Origin of the sequence: Arcobacter sp. CECT 8985, assembly GCF_004116495.1 — a bacterium.
GTDB lineage: Bacteria > Campylobacterota > Campylobacteria > Campylobacterales > Arcobacteraceae > Malaciobacter.
In genome coordinates, this window is record NZ_PDKC01000001.1 from 63,074 (window position 1) to 83,227 (window position 20,154).

Sequence of the window (20,154 nt, forward strand, 5' to 3'; positions counted from 1 at the left end):
ATTCATCCCATAGTTTATTTATTTTTAAAAATATATTATTTAGTAATTTATTATAAGTGCAGTATTTTAACGAAAAGTATCATAAAATCTTTTAAGACTGTAACTCTTCAAAAGATATTTTCATCAACTCTTGCCATTTTGGACTAGGAGTCCAAACATCTAATAATGATAAGTCAATTTGGTCAAATGGCGTTTTTAAAAAGTATTTGTGAAATACATACATAAAAGATGTAACTCTGTAGTTTTTTGCACAATGAATCCATATTTTTTGATTAGAAAAGCCATTCATTATGTTTAGAAAAAGTTTTAAGTTATCTATTTCTGGATTTTGAAAATCCACTGGAATATGAATATAAGTAAGTCCTAACTTACTAACTATTTTATCTTCGTTTTCTAAAGCTAAAGATGAATCTATCAATGCAAGGTTAATAACAATTTTAAAATCGTTTTTTGCAATTTCTTCAAGTTCCTCTTTTGATGGTTGTCCAGAAGTTGAAATATTTTCATTTATTTTTATGTAGTTTAAAATAGAATCAATCATAGCTATTCCTTAATTATTACGAAGATAAAAAATTATAGCACATAAAGTAAGTAAAATCAATTTTTTTCTTTTGAGCGAATATAATATTTATTTCGTTATACTTTTAAAAAATTATAAGGAACAGATTTTGAATGCAAAAATAAAACAGCTAAAAGATATTTTAGAAGATGATGCACTTCTTGAACTTGATGAAACGATAAAAGAAGTTTCAAAAAATATAAAAACAGAAGATGATAAAGAAGAATTACAATATTTAAAAGATTTAAAAAAATACTTTGAAGAAGTGTTAGTAGCTATTTCAAAAGATGAATTAGAAGTAGAACAAGCAGAAGATATATTAGCGGTTCTAAATGAGATGCAATTAGAAGATGATATTTAATTTTTCATCTTCTTTTTAAATACTCATAATTAATCTTGACTAAATTAGTCATATATTCTAGCTTAAATTTTAAAATAACTATTTTATAGCTATTTTACCTTAATACTATTCTTTGTAAAATTGTACTAAAATAAACTATATTAAATTACTAAGGTTTAAAATGTTTGGATTTGAAGTTTACCAAGTTGTTAACTTTTTTGGATTTGTCATTGGATTAGCTTTTGGTGCGATTGCACAAAAAAAGCAATTTTGTTTTAGTGGTTCAATTAAGGACTACATCTTAACAAAATCAACAATGAGAGGTTCCTCTGTTATTGTTGCTATGATTGTAGCTATTATTTCTACATATGTTGTATCTACTTTATATGAGATAGATTTACAACAAACAGTATATTACAAAGATAATATAAACTACTTTTCTGTTATTTTAGGTGGTTTGATGTTTGGAGTAGGAATGATGTTATCTGATGGTTGTAGTAACAGACATTTGATTAAGTTTGCACAAGGTGATATTAACTCACTAGTAGTTTTAGTATTTTTAGCAATATTTGCTTATGCAACAGCAAAAGGTTTATTAGGTGAAGTTTTAAGTCCTATTACAAACAATGAAACTTTAATTCATCTATCTTCATATATTGGAAGTGTAGCTATGAATATATATTTTGTTGTAGGAGTATTAATCTTATTGCTTATTTTCTTAGTAAAAAGAATTAAAAGAATTTTCTCTTTATGGGATGGAGTTCTTATTGGATTATTGATTGCTGCTTCATGGTATGTTACTGCAGTAATTGGTGAAGAGAGTATGGAAAGAGTTATTGAGTTAAATGGAATTACTTTTGTTTATCCAACTGCAAAAACAATGGAGTTCTTTACATATTATCAAATATCATCATTGACATTCCCTATTTGTATAGTATTTGGGGTATTAGTTGGAGCATATTTGATGTCAAAAGTAAATAGAAAATATAGTTTTGGATGTACTGCATCAATGGGACAACACAAAATCAAATACAATATGATTGGTGGTGCACTTATGGGAACTGGTGGTATATTAGCTATTGGTTGTACTGTAGGAGAAGGACTTACAGGTATGTCAACACTTGCATTTGCTTCATTTCTTGCAATCGCATCAATTTTTGCATCAGCAACAGTTACAGCACTTATCTTAAACAAAAAAAGCAAACTTCCAATGTGTTTTATCTTTGAATGGAAAGATAACAATATAGACTATCAAATCTAATACTTTTATGAAGTTTACTTTTTATTAAAGTAAACTTCTGTACCCTTGTACTTATGAATTGGCTTGCACATATTTTTTTATCAGAAAACAATATCAATTTCCAAATTGGAAACTACCTTGCAGATCCACTTAAAGGTAAAGCATGGAATAATGCAGACATAAATATCATAAAAGGTATGAATGTTCATAAACTAATTGATACATATACAGATAGTCATATACAGTTTCATAACAGCAAAAATAGATTAGGACAAAAAGGTTTATTAAAATCAGTTGTCGTTGATTTAACTTATGATTATTTGCTTACTAAAAATTGGCATAAATACTGCAATATCTCCCTAGATAGCTTTTTAAATATTTTTTATAAAAATGCAAAAGCAAATATGTATACACTTCCAGATTATGCAAAAATAAAGCTTACAAAACTTATAGAGTTTGATTTATTAAACAAATACCAAAATTTAGATGATTTAAAACAATCTTTTCTAAGAGTTGATAAAAGACTCTCTTTTAGACTTTTAAAAAGAGATTGTGTAAGCAGATACTTTGAAGTTGTTAGTCAAAATATAAATGGCATTGAAGATGATTTTTTACTATTCTTTCCACAACTTTGCAATCATGTAAAAGAAAATACAAATAATTGTTTATTAACACACTGGAAGAGTTGATATCTAATCAATTATGCTGTATACTTCAAAAAAATTATAAGGATTTTTAAAATATGGATATGACAAAAGTAGCAAATGTAATTTTATATATGTTACATAAGCAAGTAAATCATTTAAATGATAAAAAACTCTCAATTATGCTTTTTTTAATGGATTATAATCATCAAAAATATTGTGGTGAAAAAATATTTGGTGATGAGTATATCAAAGAAAAAAGACATCCAGAACCAAAAATTATCTCTGAGCTTTTTGATATTATTGCAAATAGTGAAGATTTAGAAGAGGATGATGCAAGATTATATCTTATTCAAGAACTACTTGAATATATAGATATTGAAGTTGTTGAGAAGAAAAACTTTATTGAGTTAAAATTTTTAAAAATGCAAGAAGAGTTTGATGATACTATTTTTTCAAAAGATGAGATGAAAACTATCCATAAAATTGTATCTACTTATATTGATACAACTGCAAGAAATATTGCAAATGATACTTTTAAACTTGAAGAAGTAAGAAATACAGCTTTAAATGAAAAAATAATATAACTCAAAAGAGTTATATTATTTATCTTCTTTTATATCACAAATACCTTCACAAAATTTGTCTTTATAGATTAAAATACCCATCAAAATAAATACTACATTTTTAACTATATACTGCCCTACTAAAGTAAAAGCATATGGCGCTTTTGTAAATGAAACATCAGGCAATAAAAACAACGGTGTAAAAGTCAATGTCATATGTGTAAAAAATAGAATCAGTGCAACTCTTAAATATATTCCAAAAACAAGACCAATTCCTACAAAAACTTCCCAAATAGCAAGTAATTTTATAGATAAACTAGCTGGAATAATATGTGCAAAAAGAATATCAATTGTTTGTGTTGCAAGTGTTTCTGCTGGACTTAATTGTGGAAAAAACTTTAATATACCATACCATATAAATATTATTCCTAATGCTATTCTACTTAATAATAAGATTTTTTTCATATATACTCCTTAAATTTGGCTCGAATTATACTCAGTTATTTCTTAATTTTAATAATTAGTATCAATTATAATCTTTTATATTTTAGAATTAATTCTAAAAATTTCTTTTTTCTTTAATCATATTAGATAAAATCACTAAAAAAGCTGGAGCAAAAATAAATATGAATATATTATTTTCACAAGATAGTGAAGCAAAACAGGCATTAGAATTAGTAAAACAACTTCAAAAAAGATTTGTTTCTAAACTAAATAACTTAGCAAATATAGACTTTCAAGAGGTATTTTGGCAAAGAGATGAAGGCATTCATGGTGGTGGGTCAAGATATGAAGCAAGGGATTATGATTTTTTTAACACTGCAAGTGTAAATGTATCTCAAGTTCATTATCCAAAACTAAATAAAAGATTACAAAGTGCTACTGCTCTTTCAACTATTATTCACCCAAACAATCCTAATTTACCATCATTGCATATGCATATTTCATATACTCAAATAAAAGATGATAAGAACTATTATAGAATAATGGCTGATTTAAATCCAAGCATTTTTAATATGCAAGATAAACAAATATTTGAAGATGCATTAAAAGAAGTATCAAAAGAAAAATATGAAGAAGCCAAAGAACAAGGAGATAAATACTTTTTTATTCCAGCACTAAATAAACATAGAGGTGTGAGCCACTTTTATTTAGAAAACTATTACACTTCAAATAGTAGCGAAGATTATAACTTTGCAAAAGCTTTTGGACAAAAAGTAATAGATACATATATTGATATTTTGGCAAATAAAAATAAGATTAAAACATCATTAACAAAACAACAAAAACAAGAACAGTTACAATACCATACTTTATATCTATTTCAAGTATTGACTTTAGATAGAGGAACAACAGCTGGGCTTTTAGTTCATAATCAAAATGATAAAGGAATTATGGGTTCATTACCTAAATATATAGATAAAAAACTTCTTTTATCATGGAAAGAAAAAGTAGTTAAACCTCAAAATCAATTAGTTCAATGTTTAGTAGATAATATTGGTGAAGATGGATTAATAGATGAAAAAACAAAAATTAAGCTTGCAAATTGTGTAAGAGAGCATTATATAAAAAATAAAGATGCAATAAATTTACAAGCTAAAGGTGATAAAACAGTTCATACTGTTCAAAATCATAAATAAAAAAGAGAGTTCTCTTTTTTATTTTGTCCATTTTTGAGTTGGTGCTTTATACTCTTTAATAGCTTTAAGTAATTCATCTTTATCATCAGTTTTAATAAGCATATCAAAATACTCTTGCTTTAAAAAACCTTCTTTTACCATATTTTTCATCATATCAAATATACTATCATAATATCCATTTGTATTATAAAAAACACAAGGTTTTGAGTGAAAACCAAGTTGAGCCCAAGTCCATACTTCAAATATCTCTTCTAATGTTCCAGCCCCACCTGCAAAAGCTACAAAAGCATCTGCATTTTGAGCCATATCTGCTTTTCTTTCATGCATATTTTTAACTACTTTTAATTTTGTAATACCTGTATGAGCAAGTTCTTTTTCTTGTAGTTTTTCAGGAATAACACCATAAACTTTCCCACCATTTTCCATAACACTATCGGCAATTGCACCCATAAGCCCTACTTTTCCACCACCATAAACTAATTCAATATTATTTTTAGCAAAAAACTCACCTAATGATTTTATTTCATTTATATATTTTTCATCATTTCCATTGCTTGAAGCACAAAAAACTGCGATTTTCATTATAGTAAATCCTTATAAAATTGTATTTTCTAAGATTATATTCAAAAAATCTTAATTTACAATTTTAAATCTTCTAAAATAGAGCCAAAATCATAATCGTTTTCTTTAAATATTTTTATTGCTTTTTTTATACCTAAAGGTTCATTTTTATTTCCATGAATAAGAATAACACTTCCATCATGAATATTTTGATTTTTAGCTAGCCAAGCATTTGTTCCAACAGGGAGTAACCCTAAAGTATTAATAAATTTTTCACTCTTTTTATCAGATACAAGTCCTGGAAATCTAAATAAAATAGATGGTAATACATCATTTTCTAAAAGTATCTTCTCTACTTTTAATATCTCTTTTTTTAGGTTAGTTCCTTTTTTTAATATAAAGTTTTTATCAAATCTAAGATGTGGATTGTAATAATGAGTAAAAGTGTGATTTCCCCAAGTAATATCTAATTTTTTACTTTTTTGAAAAGAAATAAGTTCATAAAACTCTTTTTTATGTTTTTGTATCCATCTTCCAGATACAAAAAAAGTGATTTTTAAAGGTTTGTTTTTATAATATCTTTTAATAAAGTATTTAATAAATCTATCTTCATAACCTTTTTTTGAAGAAGGACACAAATCAGCAGTTAAATATACATCTTTTGTATGTAATGAAGTGATACCAAAATTTTGTAATTTACTTGATGCCATAGAATACTTTTTTAATAGTTTTTTATATCTTGTTTTTTTATTATTTAATAAAATAATAGCTTTTAAATCAGAAAGTTTGAAAAGTTTTGTTTTTAGGCTATTTTCATCAACTACCAAAAAATACTTTTTTTTATCATGATAAAATGAACGCAAAAAAGAGTAATAACTATTTTGGTAAAAAAATGAACCAGAAACAACTTGATAGTCTTTTATCTGGCTTGAAAATAAAGATGAGACAATAAATAATATTATAATTATAGATTTTTTCATCTATTTTTGTTGTGCAATTTTATTGTTTGTTTCTTGAATAGTATCATACTTATCTTTCATCATAACAAACAAATATCCCATTGCTACAATTATCATCAAAATAACTAAAATATTTTTCATTTCAACTCCAATTATAAATTTAAATTCTAATACTCAATATAAAAAAAGATTGTAGTTCCTATTTGTTTTTCATAATTTTCACTCTTTTTATCTTGAAGCTTTGCAAGTATTTCTCTAGCTTTAATAAATGAATTTGCTGTAGCAATTAACTCTTTTTTATCATTTTCTAAAATCCATTTTTTATCATTGTCTTTATTGAATTTTTTTGCTCTTTCTTTATCTATAAATGTAACTTTAAAAATATTAATTTCTCTTTTTACATCAATAGTAGCTTTCTTTTTTTCATCTTCAAATCTTAATATTCTATTTCCATTTGATGATATTTTCATTGTTTTAGCTGTTTGAATATCTTTTGTATTTTCAAGTATTACATACTCTTTTCCATTGATGATTATTTCATCATTATCTAGTAATTTAATATCTTTTATGATAGTTTTTTTACCCTTAGGCATATATTTCCTTCTAATTTTTTGCCATTATAGCTGATAAATTTATTTTAAACCTTTAAAAAATTATCTCATTTTTTTGGAGGTGGTAATAAACGATTAAAATCATATGGGATAATTGATCTTTCTATCTCTTCAGTAAAGTCATAAAGTTTAATAACTGTACCAAACAAGACAAACCATGCAAATATTTTATTTATAATCTGTAGATCAAAAACCAATCCAATAAGTACTCCAAGAATACCTGCAAATATCAAATAAGTATCAATTTTTTTTATTTTTATTAATTTATAATAAGATTTAAATTTTTTAATATATTCATTTTTTCTTTTAAACATAATAATTCCTATTTTTTATCTATATACTAAATCTTACTATTTAAAAAATTAGATTAATCTTTTATAAAAAATCTAACGCAAAATAAATTATTTAGTTGTAGACTATTTATTATTAATTACATCTGTTGAAAAATATTTTATTTGAAATAAAATAATAAACCAGCCTAAAGTATAAGCCAAAATATCATTTATATCAAAAGTTGAACCAAAAATAATTTTAAGTATTTTAACATGTTCTAATTTTAAATAAGAAAGAATATGTAAATATTGCAAAAACTCAATGGTATATGCAACAAATAATACAAAAACAGAAAGCAAAAAAGAAGATATCTTTAAAAATATTTTTGATGTAAAATATAACCATATTACAGCTAAAGTATCTCCTAAAAAAGGTCTTACAAAATTATCATGCACAAATAAAGCTATAAAAACTAATATAATAAATAAAATAACACTAATACCTAATGATTTATAATCTTTTATCATTAATTAACTACCTCACATAAGTTCCAACGTTTTCTTTCATTGTGATTTCCATCATAAACTATAAAACGTGTAGAATTATACATTCTAACATAAGCATGACTAAGAGGTATCTTTTCTAAACTTTGAGCAGGTGTTATACGTATCTCATGAAGAAAATCACCTGTTCTAATATCTTGACAAAACATACTATTTTTTCCTTTATTTTTACTCCATATATATTTTGAATCATCTGAAAAGAAAACTTTTCCACCACTTATTTTAAGTTTTGTTTCATTCCAAATAAAAGGATTATATTTTGCTTTATTTTTGAAATTATCAATTAATATTTTAAAAATATTTCTTTTATCTTCTAATTTATCAAAACTATAACTCGTACACAATGTATAATCAGGCTCATCTTTAAGCAAATCATCTAAAGTATTTCCTTGTGCTAAGCACCAAATTTTATTATAACTATAAGCACACTGTTTTAAGTAAATATAATTATGGTGAGCAAATCCTATACCTAATATATCTATTATTTTAGGTTCATCTAACTGTTTATAAATACTCATCACAGCACAACTATCTTTTTCAACTTCAAGTATTGATATTGCACGGCCTAGTTTACTTGCAGGAGTACTAACTCTAATTAATAAATATTTTTCATCTATTGCATTAATATTTAAATATGTAGGAACTCTCAAAAATTCATCATCTGTTAAATATTTTAAATTATTTGCATTTATTATTTTAAAAAAAACTGGTTTATTATTATTTTGTTTTAAAGACAAATATGTCAAACCAGTATTAGTAAGTACAGCTACACCATCTCTAAACTTACACCAACACAATGATTTAAAAGCTTCATAATCAACTTTAAAACTATTTATTACATTATTTGTTTCTAAAGAAAATATATCAAATCTTGATTGTTTTTTTATATGATTCCAAACTTTAATGATAACTATATTTTCGTCTAAAAAAGAAATATCTGATATATAATCATCTTCTAAAAGTTCAAATTTATTTACTATTTTTGTTTTTTTTATAGGTATTTGTATTTTTGTATTTTGCATTAATAAATCCATAATTTTATATATATTAAAAAAATATTACTAAGACATCATAATAAAATTATCATAAGACTTTGATATTAGTGGATGTTAAAGATATAAAATTTGTCTTTTAGTTAAGTTTCTTTGCTTTTATTGAATATAATAATGGAACTTGTTGTCCTTTATGTATCATTTGATACCCCTTATTAGGTACAAATTCTAAATTTTCAAAACAATTATAAGGACTATAAGCATATTCATAAAAAGACTCAATACTTAAACCTGCTTCAATTAAAGCACTTATTACTTCACTAGGATAATGGGACCAAGTTGCTATAGTTGATGTGGAACCATCACAATTTTCTGTATAAGTACCTTCATCTTCAATATCAGGTTTATTATTAGGAAAATATGAATATCCTGATAATAAATCATAAAAAGTATGAAACTCAACCATATGAAACTCTGCTCCTACTTTTAAAGAACTAGCAATTGTTCTTGCCCAATCATTTAAGTTTTCTAACCATGATAAAACTCCATATGAAGTAAATACAATATCAAATTGTTGTTTATTATTTTTATCAAAAACGCAAACATCACTTTCAATAAAAGTTGCTTCTAATCCCAAAGTTTCTTTTAATAAATTTGCTTCTTTTATAGATTCAGAAGATAAATCTACTCCGGTAACTTTTGCTCCTAATCTAGCCCATGATAATGTATCTTGACCAAAATGACACTGTAAATGTAATAAAGACTTTCCTTTTACATCTCCAACTTGTTCTAATTCAATTTTATTTAACGAACATTTACCTTTTTTAAATGCTTCAACATCATAAAATTTAGATTTCATATGTATTTTTGTTCTATTATTCCATGCTTGTTTATTTATATTTAAATAATTCATAACCTTAATATATTCCTTAATTTTATTTTTATTTTTAATTGTTTTTTGAAAAGTATTTAATAAAAATTTCTTTTGTTTTTATATTTAAAATTTTAAAACCAATATCAAATTTTTGATCTATTTTTTTAGGGCATGTACGCAAAAAATCACCTCTACTATGAAAAGAAGCTTTTCCACTATAGGATAGTAAACCTACTATTTTACCCTCAAGTTCAAAAGCAATATCATTTTTAATTTTATTTAATCTTTTATATTCATTAAAACTAACATTTTTCAAGCATATAGTGCTTATATTGTTGATTTTTTTGTTTGTTAAACTTTTAAAATATTTTTTATTTATATATTCACTTTGCAAATATGTATTTTTATTTTCAAAAACTGATATTAAATCAGCAAATTTTTCTTTTGTAGATATTTTTAATATTTTTGTTTTTTTATCATATTTTAAATCAACAGTTTTATTACTTCTAACTTTAATATCACTAAAACAGAATTCATTACTATTTTCATGTGCTACTGTACTCCACCAATTTAAAATCTTATATAATAAAACTTCATTTTTATTTAAATAATACAAATCAGATTCATACAATTGACTATAAGAAAACAAGGAAGTATTAAAAAATAAAAGTAAAATACAAATTAACTTATTCATTTTTATTTTTTACTAAACGAACAAACATAGTAAAACCTTTACTATGGGCATCTATTGTTTTATTTATAAAATCAATATAATAAATAAGTCTTGGCAATTCTTTTACAGGTGTTGAAGTCCAATAAGGTGCAAAATTAGCCATATGCTTTAAATCAGGAAACAATGTAGTATTAATAGCACTACTTTTACAATTACTAACAAAAATAGTTCTTAACTCTTTTAAAGTAGGAATTCTCCAACCATTTTTTAATTTTTTTTCAAGGGCTTTTGCTTCAAGAAAACTTATAGTATTAGGAGCGTGAACACATCCTATACTCTTTTTCCATTTACTACCAATACTACAACGCATCCAAATTAATTTTGTTTTCTTGTCAAATATCTTATTTTCCATAATAGTAAAACGAGATTTATCTACTTTTTTACAATCAGCAAAAATAGAAGTATTAAAAAGTAAGAAAAAAAATAAGAAAAATTTCATTTAATTAAATCCTAAATTATTAATTTACATAAGAATTAAATTATAGCATTTAAAACTTATAATAACTAATTTATAATTTCTAGTTTAAAAAATATTTAAAGTTAATTGAGTTATAATTTAACTATAATAAATAAGGAGTTTTTATGCCTTCAATTAATAAAATAGTAGATAGTTTTAATATTGGATTTTTTAGTACTAAAATTAGCACTGTAGAACCTATTAATCTTAGCGTTTCTAAACCTGAAGAATTAAAAGACTTTAATGGTACTCTTACTGAAATAAGTAAAACACCTACTGAACCTAAATTTAATGATATCGAACTTGATGGAGTTAAATATGACAAAAATAACAATGAAGTTCCTACAAAAATTATTATAAAAAATGTTATGGGTCATACTCCATTTTTTGATAAATATGGGCATTGGGACTTTGAAGCAGAAGCAAATTTTTATAAAGAAAATGAAAAAGAATATAGCAAAAAAGTTATCAATGATTGGATAAAAGACAATGGATATGCTGATTTAGAAAATAAAGCTACACTAATGAAAGCATTATTGGCAAAAGCAAATCTTTAATCAACTCTTTACAACTTCAAAACCTTAAATGATTATATTTATAGGTTTTGAAATAAACTTAATTTCTCTAATTTTTTAATAAGTTAATATTATTACATTAATCTATTTTCTCATTACCACCTAAAGAAGTATATAAATTTACTCTATTTATTAACTCATTTAGTTTTGTGCATTAAGCTGTTTAGTAGTATTTGCTCTTACACTCAATGCATCAGATACATCTTTAAATGCAGACTGTATAGTTTTTTCATATTGAGCAAGAGCTTGTAAATATGCAGCTTTTATATTATCTACATCTTGTTGTGATACTACATTGAATTTTAAAGATTTTTCATATTTTTGGCGCTTTAATTTAAGTGTTATTAAATTTGCTTCTGAACTTTTTAATGTTGCTAAAGCTTCATCATAAACAGCTTGATAAGAGTCTGGATCAAACATCACCTTTATTTACATAATGTCTCTCTTTGAAAAGTTGTTTTTTATAATACCATCAATTTGTGGTCTAACTTCAGATTTGTAAATAGCTTTGGATTTAATTGATACGAATACTGATGAAGGTAAAAAATTAAGATTGGCTTTTTTATTTTCTGAAGCAATGTTTACTGCTATGACTTTAAACTATGTCAAGTTATCACAAAAAGAACAAAAAGAGATTTTTGAAGATTTAAAAACTTTTCTATTATAAAAATAGTCTTCACATTAAAAAATTTCTGTTTCTTTAAAAAAAGTAACAGAAAAAATATTTAAAAATTATCGTGATTTTTTTCTAGAGGCTTTTGCCATTTTTGCTTTTTTCTTTGCTTTTGCTTTATTTAAGCTTGCTGCTTTTCTAGCATTTACTATTTGTTTATCTGTAGTAGTATCTTTTGTAAACTCTTTTGGTGTAGCATTTTGTCTTGCTGCAACAAGGTTCATTTTAGTAGTTTTTACACTATTATTGTTTTGACTTTTGCCCATTTTTAATCCTAAAATTTTATTAGATTATTATTTAAAATCAAGCTATTCTTAATCTTAAAACTTTGAAATAATAGTTATATATATATTAATAAATGCTTATATGAAAAAAGAAACAAATAACTGCATAAACTAATAATCATATTGATTCATAAAATAAAACTTAATATATTAGAATAAGCACATTTAGCTGTGATTATTATATTCTAAAACACTTTTTAAGATAAAATAATGACATGCCATTCTATATTCATTTGATGTGTATATAACTCTTATATTTAGACTACAGTTATCACATCTAAAATCTAAGAAATCTTCCCATTTTATTTTATCAATAGGACGAACTAAATCGAACTTTTTAATTACAATATCTTCTAAGCAACTATTTGTTTTAAATAAACTTCTTGCAAATTCATTTTCATAAAATGTTCTTTTAGTTAAACAATCTGGACATGTATAGGTTGTCTTAACTTCATCTTTTCCTGCACCAAAGATATTTGAACTAAACCTTTTTTGAGGATCTAAAACTAAAGCTTTCATAAAATCACCTATTATTTATTTGTTTTCTATTTTGTATTTTTAAACACTTATTTTAACTTTAAAAGAGAGTTCCACTTACCTGCGTTATGTACATTTTCAAAGCCATTTTTGATTAAAACCCTTTTAGCAAATGCACTTCTACTCCCACTAGCACAACAAACAATTATAGGTTTATTTTTATCTAATTCATTAATTTTATTTTTAAGTGATGCTAGTGGAATATTAATACTTCCTTGTTTATGAGCCAATGCAAACTCGCTTTCTGTTCTAACATCAATAATCTGCCCACCCTGCTCTAAAAGAGATGGTGCAAGCTTTAATACCTTATAATAAGTATATTTTTTATAAATTAAAAAAGCTATTATTATTATAATAGGATATATCATAATTTCATTCATAAATTTTCCTAATTAAATTTTTTGAAACTAGATTATATCCATTTGAGTTTAATTTCTACTCTATTTTTATCTATTCTTATATTATCAATTATCACCGTTTTGATTTTGCTGTGCTATATAGTCATATTTTAAGCAATTTTCACATTTTTTAATATCTTCATAATCTATTGTAGTTAATTCTAAGTCTTTAAACTCTTCTTTAATAATTTTGATTGCTTCTTCATCAGCTGAATAAATTATTGATTTTCCATCAATGTTACCAGATACTATTTTTTCTGTTTTTGCAAGAACTTTTTTTAAGTTATCTTCCCAATAATTAAGAAGCTTTTCGTTATCTTCTAATTCTTCAGAACGAATATCCCAGTAAAGACATAAGTCAGGTAAAAAACCACATGTTCTTTTATCGTAAAAGTCTATTGTTATTCCCTTAAGTTTCATTTTAAACTCCTTTTTATTATTAAAAAAATTTTCCTTTTATACTTAAATTATAAGATATTAAAACTAAAATAGAAGTTGTTTTTTAATATAATGTAAAAAAGCAAGGAGTCATAATGAATAATAATCAATTTTTAATGAGAGCAGATGAGCATATTGAATTGGCAAACAGTCAATTAAGTGAGACAACAACACAAGGGGAAGTAAGTGCTTCATTGATGTATGCAGCTGCAAGATTTAATGCATGGATGGCTTCAACATCATTTGAATCAGCAGAAGCAATGAAAGAAGAAAAAGAAAAAATTATAGAGTATTTTATAAAAGAGTATAAAATAGCGTTAGCTGAAAATATAGATAATCATATAGAAAACTATGACTTTAGCCAAAATGATGTATAAAAAAAGAAGCTATTATATAAGTGAATAAAACATAGTTTCATTCTAATTAAACTTCTAGTAAACCAAAGTATATTCATTTGAAAAAAAGAAAGTGAAGATTCATCCTTAGAAATGATTTTATTTTTTTACATTTGATATTATTTTTTAATATAACGATACTGCTGTGTTGTGTGCACATTTTGCACTTCAACTACAGCAACATTGTTATATTTCATACTTTTATACTGTTCGTCGATTGTGTTTAGCCATAATTTGGTCTGATACACACGAAGTATCATAGGTTTTAAATGAAAATGTAATCTTATCTCCGTCGTTCAATATTGTATTATCGATGCCTGTAGGAGAAGGTCTTTCATTTACTAAAAACTCCCAGTAAAAATATGGTGTAGAAGTAGATTTGAAAGTGTCATAGGTTTCGTTGATCATATTAACTAAATAACCTAGAGACTTACCATAATACTCAAGCGAATAAATAAACTCTTCTTTAAGGCTTTCTTCTGCCAACTCCAATGCTTGTTGTGCATTCATGCCATTCGTCCAATTGACTTTAACACTTGATCCCCCAGTAATTGAAATACTAACAGACATAATTAATTCTCCTTTAATTTATTGTTTGAACTTTACTAACTTTATCATACACATAATGGCACATTAAGTGTATTAAAATATATATAAAATTAAATATAACCACTATTATTATTCTGTCTAAATGCCTTAGTAGATAAAATTAATGATACCAAGTAAATCCAGCAGAAACATTATAGATAAAAATAACATTATCAAAATAACTAAACTTAATAAACTAACCCAAAAAACTTTCCAATTAGATTGGAAAGATAACTCTTCATTTGATAATATATCCTCTTTAGAAAACTGGTATTTTTCTATAATCAACCGCGTAGTAATAATTGTTGCAATAGGAATCGCCATATTTGGAAACTTTTCTGGTAGAAATGGTAAAACAACCAATAATACAAATATAACAACTCCACCCAATAACAATGTTTTACTCATTCCTTCATCATTATTTAATGCAGAGTAATTTTGTTTAATAAAATACAACGATGCTAATGGACCACCTAAAAAACCACCTAAAGCCCCTTGCATTGGTGAATAAACTTTATTTTTCAACATATGTAAACCTCTTATAATCTTAATTTTATTAATAATACATTATATATAAATAATATATAAAATTACTTAATTATAGTATATTTTAATGTTAATATATTAATTTAACTGGAATTAATAAAATAAAAAGTCCATATATTTCTAATTAAAAGAGTGGTATTCATTCTTGGATATAATTTAACTATATTAAAAAATAATGCATAACATATAAGCTAATATATAGAAAATGCAAACCTGTTAATGGCACATTATAGGCACTTTACTTTCGGGCCTTTTGTTCCAAAAACAATGGCAATTTATTTAGTTTTGCTTTTAAATTTAAATCATCATTTTTAAAAAATAGCCTAAACATTTCTCTTACATCCTTAGCCTCTTCCGTAAGATAAATTTTAACCCAATGAATCTTCTTTTTTCCCAGGCCGAAGAAAACTTTCTTTACTGTAGGCTCTACAATTCCGATAAGGTAAGCAAACTTTTGAGGCTTTCCAACTACTGATACAAATAAATCTACATTAGCAGACTTATTTTTTACTGAAATAGTTGCTTCACTTCCACCATTGCTTTTCCCAACTTCATCTTGCCAAGGAAAATTATCAAATTCAGTTAAAAATAAATCATAAGAAGCTTTGCCTTTTAAATCATATTGTTCAAATTCATATCCAGCATGTTGAATATCGTATGTAAATTGTGTTTTAGCCAAAGATATATCTCCTATAAGTAAAATGAGCAAAAAAAATAATATTCTCATCAAAGTATTAATTCTTACCATAAAATACACGAGAGAATACATACTTTTAATCATTAGATGCACCTAACACAAATAACCCTATCCATTCTAAAAAGGAGGAAGCAATGACCTTAGAATGTCCGGAATGCAGTTCAAAACAAACAACAACACATTCGGAGTCACCGTTATTAATATCTAAACAATAAGGTGCCTCATCATCAGCTTGAATTACAATTAGATTATTAGGTAGCTGACATTCTTCTCGAAAATAAAGTGTGTCTCCAAGCACTGAACCGCCACCAAGATCATCGAGTGAATTATCAATAATTCCAGAAATAAAATTGCCCGCTACATCCATTGTTCCAAATTTACTAAGGAAAGTACGATAACTAGGTGGGAACTTCAGGTCTAATCGTGTTTCACATTCATTAATTACAGTTAAACTAACAGGAGTAGATGTCCAAATTTCTTCATTTTTAGCGATTATATGTTCAATTTCATTCATAAAACAACTTCTTTATAATTTCAATATCAGGTAGATTATTTGCTACATCTTCATATGTTTCATAACAATTAAGAACCGAAATAATTTCAGGCAATGGCTCTGAGAATATCTCTTTAAAATCTGCTTCAGCCCTCAACAATAATTAAAAACGCAAAATTTTCTTTTGGTGGAATAAATTCTGCATTGGATTGGTAGATTATTTTCTCAATCTCACTAAAAACCTGAGCGAGCACCATGCTTTATCAAATACTTCTGCATTCGTATACTCTTTGCACTGCTCGTTGCCATAGCAATTTCTCCTGCTATTGTAGCGATATCAAGTGCTGAAAATCCGTGCTCATTTTTATGGTTAACTTCCGCATTTGCTTCGATTAACACTTTCATTATTTCTTCATTTTGTTCTGCACAAGAATGCAATAATGCTGTCATTTGCTGTTTATCTGGTTCATTTACATCATATCCACGACTCAAGAGAACTTTAACTTCCTCTATATCATTATTCAAAACAGCTTGAATCAGAGCATTCATTGCCATCGCATTACTCCATTAAAAATCTAACTATTAATTAGTAATACATTATATATAAATAATATATAAAAGTAAAATGGGTAGAAAGTACTAAATATTATGAAAATTGTTCAATTTTGCAATTATTATTACTCCATCTGTAATTCCAAAACCATAATCATATCCATATCCACCACCATCTATTTTTTCAGTATTGCTACCAACAAGTCTCATAGAACTTTTAACGTCTTTATATTTGTAATTATATCTTCCACTATTAATTGGCGTAATATTTATAATATCATAGCCGCTTTTTAAAAGATTATTACAAGTTTTATTAATTTTTAAAGAGAACCCTTCAATTTCAGTATCTGAATATTTGAAACCACTAGACGCCAAAGCTGTAAATCTAAAATATACTTGTATATGAAGCCATAAAGAGGTTCTAATTCAGTGATTTTAATCTTACCAAATAGCGATCAGGATATATGGAAATTTATACCCAAAGATACCACTATAGAAGACAATACTAATATTAACGTAGTGTAAGGTATATGCCCTTTTACCATTGTACTAATGCCTGCATAAAATGTGTTTGCTATCTTGCAGATCTAGTTGAATTTTAACGCCTTAATCACTGAAACTAAAAGCAAATTGACAACACTAAGTGTAACAAATTGTATTGATATGATTGTTAGCTTTGTTTCAAAGTAGACAATATAAAATCTACTCTTTCATTAACTGATCCAAATGGAACCTCAATAAGTTCATAATTTGCGAATTCATACGCTGATACCATTTCTTTATAAGTCTCTACAAAAATAGAAAAATCTTGTTTACGCTCACTATCATTAGTAAATATCTCTTCCCAAGGTGGAAAAATGAAGACTCTAGAATGATATTTAAAATTAGATATTGCTGATATTAATTCATCTGATAATTTGATTTGTTCAAGATTTGAATAACCAAGAATATCGACGATACTTCGGTCGAAGAAAACCAATTCATTTTTACTTTGATGCTGTTGATAAGATGCAATTTCAAATTTAAACATTAAGTCACGAAAAGCTTCTTTATTAGCCCACGGCAACGCATCACCTTTTTGCTCAACTTGAGTTTGAATGACTTTGCGACCAGCCTCTTCAGAGCAAAAGAAATTTCGAACTTTTAGCTCATTGATAACTGTCGTTTTTCCAGAGCCTGGACCGCCAGTAAATACTATAAAATTATCTTGAAGCAAAACTTATCCTTGAAACATCTAATATTTCTTTGCAATGATTTGTTATATACTTTTTCAATTTAAGGTATCTTGTCTTCCAAGTGTCCAAGCTGAGTTATGTTGAGTAAATCCAATTTTTGGATAATACTCTGTTGCATCTGGTGCTGATAGCAATATGATTTTACATTTATCATTTAATTGTTCTTGAACTTTTGAAATAAGTTTTTTACCAATACCATTTTTTTGGTATTGTTCATCTACTGCCAACTCTGAGAGGTAGCAGCAATAATTAAAATCAGTTACCGCTCTTGCAACACCAATTATTTTATCATCTATTGTAGCTGTCACTATTATATCTGCATTTTCAATCATGCCCTTAATTGTTTCTAAATCATCTATAGGTCTTCTTTTACCTAATGTTGAGTTTTTTAAAACTTCTATAAATTTTGATGATGTGATATTTAGACTTAGTTTATATTCGATATTCAAGTAATACTCCTTTGTATATATAACACCTAAGGTGAGGAACGATGTGGTATCACTACTTAATAATTAGAACTTTAAGTATCTTTATTCGACAATTTGAAGCTTAAATTTTTTACCATTATACACTTGTTCTTCTCCTCCGATTTATTATGATTATTTTTTATTATTTAAATTACATTTTGATGCATCACCTTCAGCATCAATATATCCCCATGTTGTAAAACCTACACCAGATTTATATTTTATATTTCTAATAACATTAGCATTTAATTTTTTAGCTTTTTCTAATAATATGTAATCTACTTGTTCTTTAGTTGGATCTTTATGAAACAAAGTTAGTTTTTTAACACTCGCATCAATATGTTTAATTGTTTGACATTCTTTATCATTAAAATCTTTTTCTGTTAATATAATATTCGATTTATTAGTAATATTTTCTGGTACACTTATCCCTGATGAACTTCTATATGCACCACATCCACTAAAACTGAATCCTATTACAGCAATAACTGTTAAATTAAGTAATTGTTTTTTCATTTTTTCTCCAAATTTTAATTAAACTTTTTTAAAAAGTTTTCTTCTTAAAAATAAATTTTTAATTTTTCTATTCCACCTATTTTTAAAAATACAATTAATAGCTACGTTGCTTTTACAAGTGAGTATAACACCAAATTAAGCGGCAGTCCGCCACTCTTGCGGAATGTCCGTCTTCAATTTTTTTGTTATGTGTCAATTCCCAGCACCTTAAGATCAAGTTTGAGCCCATTTCGAGTTTGCGATGCTACATAAAATGCAGACTTTAATGCAGAAATAATTTCCTCTTCGCTAGGATCGATTTCTCGTGTTGCGAAATGGCCAAAAGTTAATTCAAATAATTTTTCCCTATCTGAATTAAGACCCTGAAAGTAGGAAATAAGAAAGTTTAGTTGATTGACTATAGATTCTTGTATTTGAGGCTCCACTACATTTTTTTTCGTCAAGAAGGTTGCCAGGGCTCTTTTGCAAATTGCTATTTTAATATCTTCTTGGCTCATAATTCTCCCTACACATAACTATTTATTAGTAATACATTATATATTAATTACCCATAAAATTACTTAATAATGTCATAATATTAAGTTAGACAAAATCCTATAAATAGGCATATTTTTATAAGATACAAAATAATATATAACAAGATTTACTAATATCAAATAAAGAACTCAATAGTTAAACAAAATGCTAGATATTATATTAAAAGTAATGGTTAAAAATCACTAGATATTATAAAATATAAAGTTTAAAT

Annotated in this window: 35 protein-coding genes; 8 read left to right on the forward strand and 27 right to left on the reverse strand. The window is 25.7% G+C overall.

Annotated elements, in window-relative coordinates:
* Window positions 1-91 precede the first annotated feature (91 nt).
* Complete coding sequence (locus tag CRU93_RS00250; RefSeq protein WP_129102179.1) at window positions 92-541, reverse strand: protein tyrosine phosphatase family protein; 450 nt, start codon at window positions 539-541, stop codon at window positions 92-94.
* A gap of 127 nt (window positions 542-668) precedes the next feature.
* On the opposite strand from CRU93_RS00250, the gene CRU93_RS00255 reads away from it, so the two are divergent.
* The 4 genes from CRU93_RS00255 (at window position 669) to CRU93_RS00270 (ending at window position 3,370) form a co-directional block, all read left to right on the forward strand.
* Entirely contained in the window at window positions 669-920 is a 252-nt protein-coding gene (locus tag CRU93_RS00255; RefSeq protein ID WP_129102180.1) for a hypothetical protein, read from the forward strand.
* Between the two features lie 160 nt (window positions 921-1,080).
* Window positions 1,081-2,160 carry a YeeE/YedE family protein gene (locus tag CRU93_RS00260; protein ID WP_129102181.1) on the forward strand — a complete coding sequence of 360 codons (1,080 nt, stop codon included), beginning with the start codon at window positions 1,081-1,083 and terminating at the stop codon, window positions 2,158-2,160.
* A gap of 53 nt (window positions 2,161-2,213) precedes the next feature.
* On the forward strand, window positions 2,214-2,828 hold the full coding sequence (locus tag CRU93_RS00265) for an ACP phosphodiesterase (protein ID WP_129102182.1): 615 nt from the start codon (window positions 2,214-2,216) through the stop codon (window positions 2,826-2,828).
* 53 nt (window positions 2,829-2,881) lie between these two features.
* Window positions 2,882-3,370, forward strand: coding sequence for a type II toxin-antitoxin system antitoxin SocA domain-containing protein (locus tag CRU93_RS00270; RefSeq protein ID WP_129102183.1), 489 nt, complete (start codon window positions 2,882-2,884; stop codon window positions 3,368-3,370).
* Window positions 3,371-3,385: 15 nt separating this feature from the next.
* Here CRU93_RS00270 and CRU93_RS00275 read toward each other — a convergent pair whose 3' ends face one another.
* Entirely contained in the window at window positions 3,386-3,814 is a 429-nt protein-coding gene (locus tag CRU93_RS00275; protein ID WP_129102184.1) for a DoxX family protein, read from the reverse strand.
* 161 nt (window positions 3,815-3,975) lie between these two features.
* On the opposite strand from CRU93_RS00275, the gene CRU93_RS00280 reads away from it, so the two are divergent.
* Window positions 3,976-4,989: a coproporphyrinogen III oxidase gene (locus tag CRU93_RS00280; protein ID WP_129102185.1), complete on the forward strand. Its 1,014-nt coding sequence runs from the start codon at window positions 3,976-3,978 to the stop codon at window positions 4,987-4,989.
* 18 nt (window positions 4,990-5,007) lie between these two features.
* On the opposite strand, the gene CRU93_RS00285 is transcribed toward CRU93_RS00280, so the two are convergent.
* From CRU93_RS00285 to CRU93_RS00325, 9 genes are all read right to left on the reverse strand, one after another.
* Window positions 5,008-5,571 carry a TIGR00730 family Rossman fold protein gene (locus tag CRU93_RS00285; RefSeq protein ID WP_129102186.1) on the reverse strand — a complete coding sequence of 188 codons (564 nt, stop codon included), beginning with the start codon at window positions 5,569-5,571 and terminating at the stop codon, window positions 5,008-5,010.
* A gap of 56 nt (window positions 5,572-5,627) precedes the next feature.
* Window positions 5,628-6,530, reverse strand: coding sequence for a polysaccharide deacetylase family protein (locus tag CRU93_RS00290; protein WP_129102187.1), 903 nt, complete (start codon window positions 6,528-6,530; stop codon window positions 5,628-5,630).
* A 146-nt stretch (window positions 6,531-6,676) separates the two neighbouring features.
* Window positions 6,677-7,102 carry a hypothetical protein gene (locus CRU93_RS00295; protein ID WP_129102188.1) on the reverse strand — a complete coding sequence of 142 codons (426 nt, stop codon included), beginning with the start codon at window positions 7,100-7,102 and terminating at the stop codon, window positions 6,677-6,679.
* A 65-nt stretch (window positions 7,103-7,167) separates the two neighbouring features.
* Complete coding sequence (locus CRU93_RS00300; RefSeq protein ID WP_129102189.1) at window positions 7,168-7,434, reverse strand: hypothetical protein; 267 nt, start codon at window positions 7,432-7,434, stop codon at window positions 7,168-7,170.
* A gap of 102 nt (window positions 7,435-7,536) precedes the next feature.
* Window positions 7,537-7,920 carry a DUF2809 domain-containing protein gene (locus CRU93_RS00305; RefSeq protein WP_129102190.1) on the reverse strand — a complete coding sequence of 128 codons (384 nt, stop codon included), beginning with the start codon at window positions 7,918-7,920 and terminating at the stop codon, window positions 7,537-7,539.
* The gene (locus CRU93_RS00310) at window positions 7,920-8,978 is read right to left on the reverse strand and encodes a hypothetical protein (protein ID WP_129102191.1); all 1,059 of its coding nucleotides are present in this window, start codon (window positions 8,976-8,978) and stop codon (window positions 7,920-7,922) included. The genes CRU93_RS00305 and CRU93_RS00310 overlap by 1 nt, the downstream gene beginning before the upstream one ends.
* Before the next feature lie 109 nt (window positions 8,979-9,087).
* Entirely contained in the window at window positions 9,088-9,861 is a 774-nt protein-coding gene (locus CRU93_RS00315) for a bifunctional 2-polyprenyl-6-hydroxyphenol methylase/3-demethylubiquinol 3-O-methyltransferase UbiG (protein ID WP_129102192.1), read from the reverse strand.
* Between the two features lie 34 nt (window positions 9,862-9,895).
* Window positions 9,896-10,516, reverse strand: coding sequence for a hypothetical protein (locus tag CRU93_RS00320; protein WP_129102193.1), 621 nt, complete (start codon window positions 10,514-10,516; stop codon window positions 9,896-9,898).
* Entirely contained in the window at window positions 10,509-10,994 is a 486-nt protein-coding gene (locus CRU93_RS00325; protein ID WP_129102194.1) for a DUF1566 domain-containing protein, read from the reverse strand. Before CRU93_RS00325 ends, CRU93_RS00320 begins: the two co-directional genes overlap by 8 nt.
* 143 nt (window positions 10,995-11,137) lie before the next feature.
* On the opposite strand from CRU93_RS00325, the gene CRU93_RS00330 reads away from it, so the two are divergent.
* Window positions 11,138-11,569, forward strand: a complete 432-nt coding sequence (locus tag CRU93_RS00330; RefSeq protein WP_129102195.1) for a hypothetical protein — start codon at window positions 11,138-11,140, stop codon at window positions 11,567-11,569.
* A 159-nt stretch (window positions 11,570-11,728) separates the two neighbouring features.
* Here the strand turns inward: CRU93_RS00330 and CRU93_RS14275 are convergent, their stop codons facing one another.
* Window positions 11,729-12,007, reverse strand: a complete 279-nt coding sequence (locus tag CRU93_RS14275; RefSeq protein WP_258238787.1) for a hypothetical protein — start codon at window positions 12,005-12,007, stop codon at window positions 11,729-11,731.
* Window positions 12,008-12,095: 88 nt separating this feature from the next.
* Between CRU93_RS14275 and CRU93_RS00340 the strand changes: the two genes are divergently transcribed.
* A complete protein-coding gene (locus CRU93_RS00340; RefSeq protein ID WP_258238774.1) occupies window positions 12,096-12,254 on the forward strand; it encodes a hypothetical protein in 159 nt (52 codons plus the stop codon).
* A 65-nt stretch (window positions 12,255-12,319) separates the two neighbouring features.
* On the opposite strand, the gene CRU93_RS00345 is transcribed toward CRU93_RS00340, so the two are convergent.
* From CRU93_RS00345 to CRU93_RS00360, 4 genes are all read right to left on the reverse strand, one after another.
* Window positions 12,320-12,526, reverse strand: coding sequence for a hypothetical protein (locus tag CRU93_RS00345; RefSeq protein WP_128997673.1), 207 nt, complete (start codon window positions 12,524-12,526; stop codon window positions 12,320-12,322).
* 183 nt (window positions 12,527-12,709) lie between these two features.
* Complete coding sequence (locus CRU93_RS00350; RefSeq protein WP_129102196.1) at window positions 12,710-13,063, reverse strand: hypothetical protein; 354 nt, start codon at window positions 13,061-13,063, stop codon at window positions 12,710-12,712.
* Window positions 13,064-13,110: 47 nt separating this feature from the next.
* Complete coding sequence (locus tag CRU93_RS00355; RefSeq protein WP_258238775.1) at window positions 13,111-13,461, reverse strand: rhodanese-like domain-containing protein; 351 nt, start codon at window positions 13,459-13,461, stop codon at window positions 13,111-13,113.
* An 84-nt stretch (window positions 13,462-13,545) separates the two neighbouring features.
* On the reverse strand, window positions 13,546-13,899 hold the full coding sequence (locus CRU93_RS00360) for a hypothetical protein (protein WP_129102197.1): 354 nt from the start codon (window positions 13,897-13,899) through the stop codon (window positions 13,546-13,548).
* A gap of 113 nt (window positions 13,900-14,012) precedes the next feature.
* On the opposite strand from CRU93_RS00360, the gene CRU93_RS00365 reads away from it, so the two are divergent.
* A complete protein-coding gene (locus tag CRU93_RS00365; RefSeq protein WP_129102198.1) occupies window positions 14,013-14,294 on the forward strand; it encodes a DUF3144 domain-containing protein in 282 nt (93 codons plus the stop codon).
* 219 nt (window positions 14,295-14,513) lie between these two features.
* Here the strand turns inward: CRU93_RS00365 and CRU93_RS00370 are convergent, their stop codons facing one another.
* From CRU93_RS00370 to CRU93_RS00420, 11 genes are all read right to left on the reverse strand, one after another.
* On the reverse strand, window positions 14,514-14,882 hold the full coding sequence (locus CRU93_RS00370; RefSeq protein ID WP_129102199.1) for a DUF4430 domain-containing protein: 369 nt from the start codon (window positions 14,880-14,882) through the stop codon (window positions 14,514-14,516).
* 126 nt (window positions 14,883-15,008) lie between these two features.
* A complete protein-coding gene (locus tag CRU93_RS00375) occupies window positions 15,009-15,428 on the reverse strand; it encodes a hypothetical protein (RefSeq protein ID WP_129102200.1) in 420 nt (139 codons plus the stop codon).
* A 256-nt stretch (window positions 15,429-15,684) separates the two neighbouring features.
* On the reverse strand, window positions 15,685-16,125 hold the full coding sequence (locus CRU93_RS00380) for a hypothetical protein (RefSeq protein ID WP_258238776.1): 441 nt from the start codon (window positions 16,123-16,125) through the stop codon (window positions 15,685-15,687).
* 94 nt (window positions 16,126-16,219) lie between these two features.
* Window positions 16,220-16,657, reverse strand: a complete 438-nt coding sequence (locus tag CRU93_RS00385) for an SMI1/KNR4 family protein (protein ID WP_129102201.1) — start codon at window positions 16,655-16,657, stop codon at window positions 16,220-16,222.
* Window positions 16,650-16,793, reverse strand: coding sequence for a hypothetical protein (locus CRU93_RS14090; RefSeq protein ID WP_164967591.1), 144 nt, complete (start codon window positions 16,791-16,793; stop codon window positions 16,650-16,652). Before CRU93_RS14090 ends, CRU93_RS00385 begins: the two co-directional genes overlap by 8 nt.
* A gap of 77 nt (window positions 16,794-16,870) precedes the next feature.
* A complete protein-coding gene (locus CRU93_RS00390) occupies window positions 16,871-17,191 on the reverse strand; it encodes an ankyrin repeat domain-containing protein (RefSeq protein WP_129102202.1) in 321 nt (106 codons plus the stop codon).
* Window positions 17,192-17,275: 84 nt separating this feature from the next.
* Window positions 17,276-17,563 (reverse strand): hypothetical protein, encoded by a 288-nt coding sequence (locus tag CRU93_RS00395; protein ID WP_129102203.1) that lies wholly within the window; start codon window positions 17,561-17,563, stop codon window positions 17,276-17,278.
* A 295-nt stretch (window positions 17,564-17,858) separates the two neighbouring features.
* The gene (locus CRU93_RS00405) at window positions 17,859-18,404 is read right to left on the reverse strand and encodes an AAA family ATPase (protein ID WP_129102204.1); all 546 of its coding nucleotides are present in this window, start codon (window positions 18,402-18,404) and stop codon (window positions 17,859-17,861) included.
* Between the two features lie 54 nt (window positions 18,405-18,458).
* A complete protein-coding gene (locus CRU93_RS00410) occupies window positions 18,459-18,872 on the reverse strand; it encodes a GNAT family N-acetyltransferase (protein WP_129102205.1) in 414 nt (137 codons plus the stop codon).
* A gap of 150 nt (window positions 18,873-19,022) precedes the next feature.
* Window positions 19,023-19,406 carry a hypothetical protein gene (locus tag CRU93_RS00415; protein WP_129102206.1) on the reverse strand — a complete coding sequence of 128 codons (384 nt, stop codon included), beginning with the start codon at window positions 19,404-19,406 and terminating at the stop codon, window positions 19,023-19,025.
* 185 nt (window positions 19,407-19,591) lie between these two features.
* Window positions 19,592-19,903: an immunity protein Tsi6 family protein gene (locus CRU93_RS00420; protein ID WP_129102207.1), complete on the reverse strand. Its 312-nt coding sequence runs from the start codon at window positions 19,901-19,903 to the stop codon at window positions 19,592-19,594.
* Window positions 19,904-20,154 lie beyond the last annotated feature (251 nt).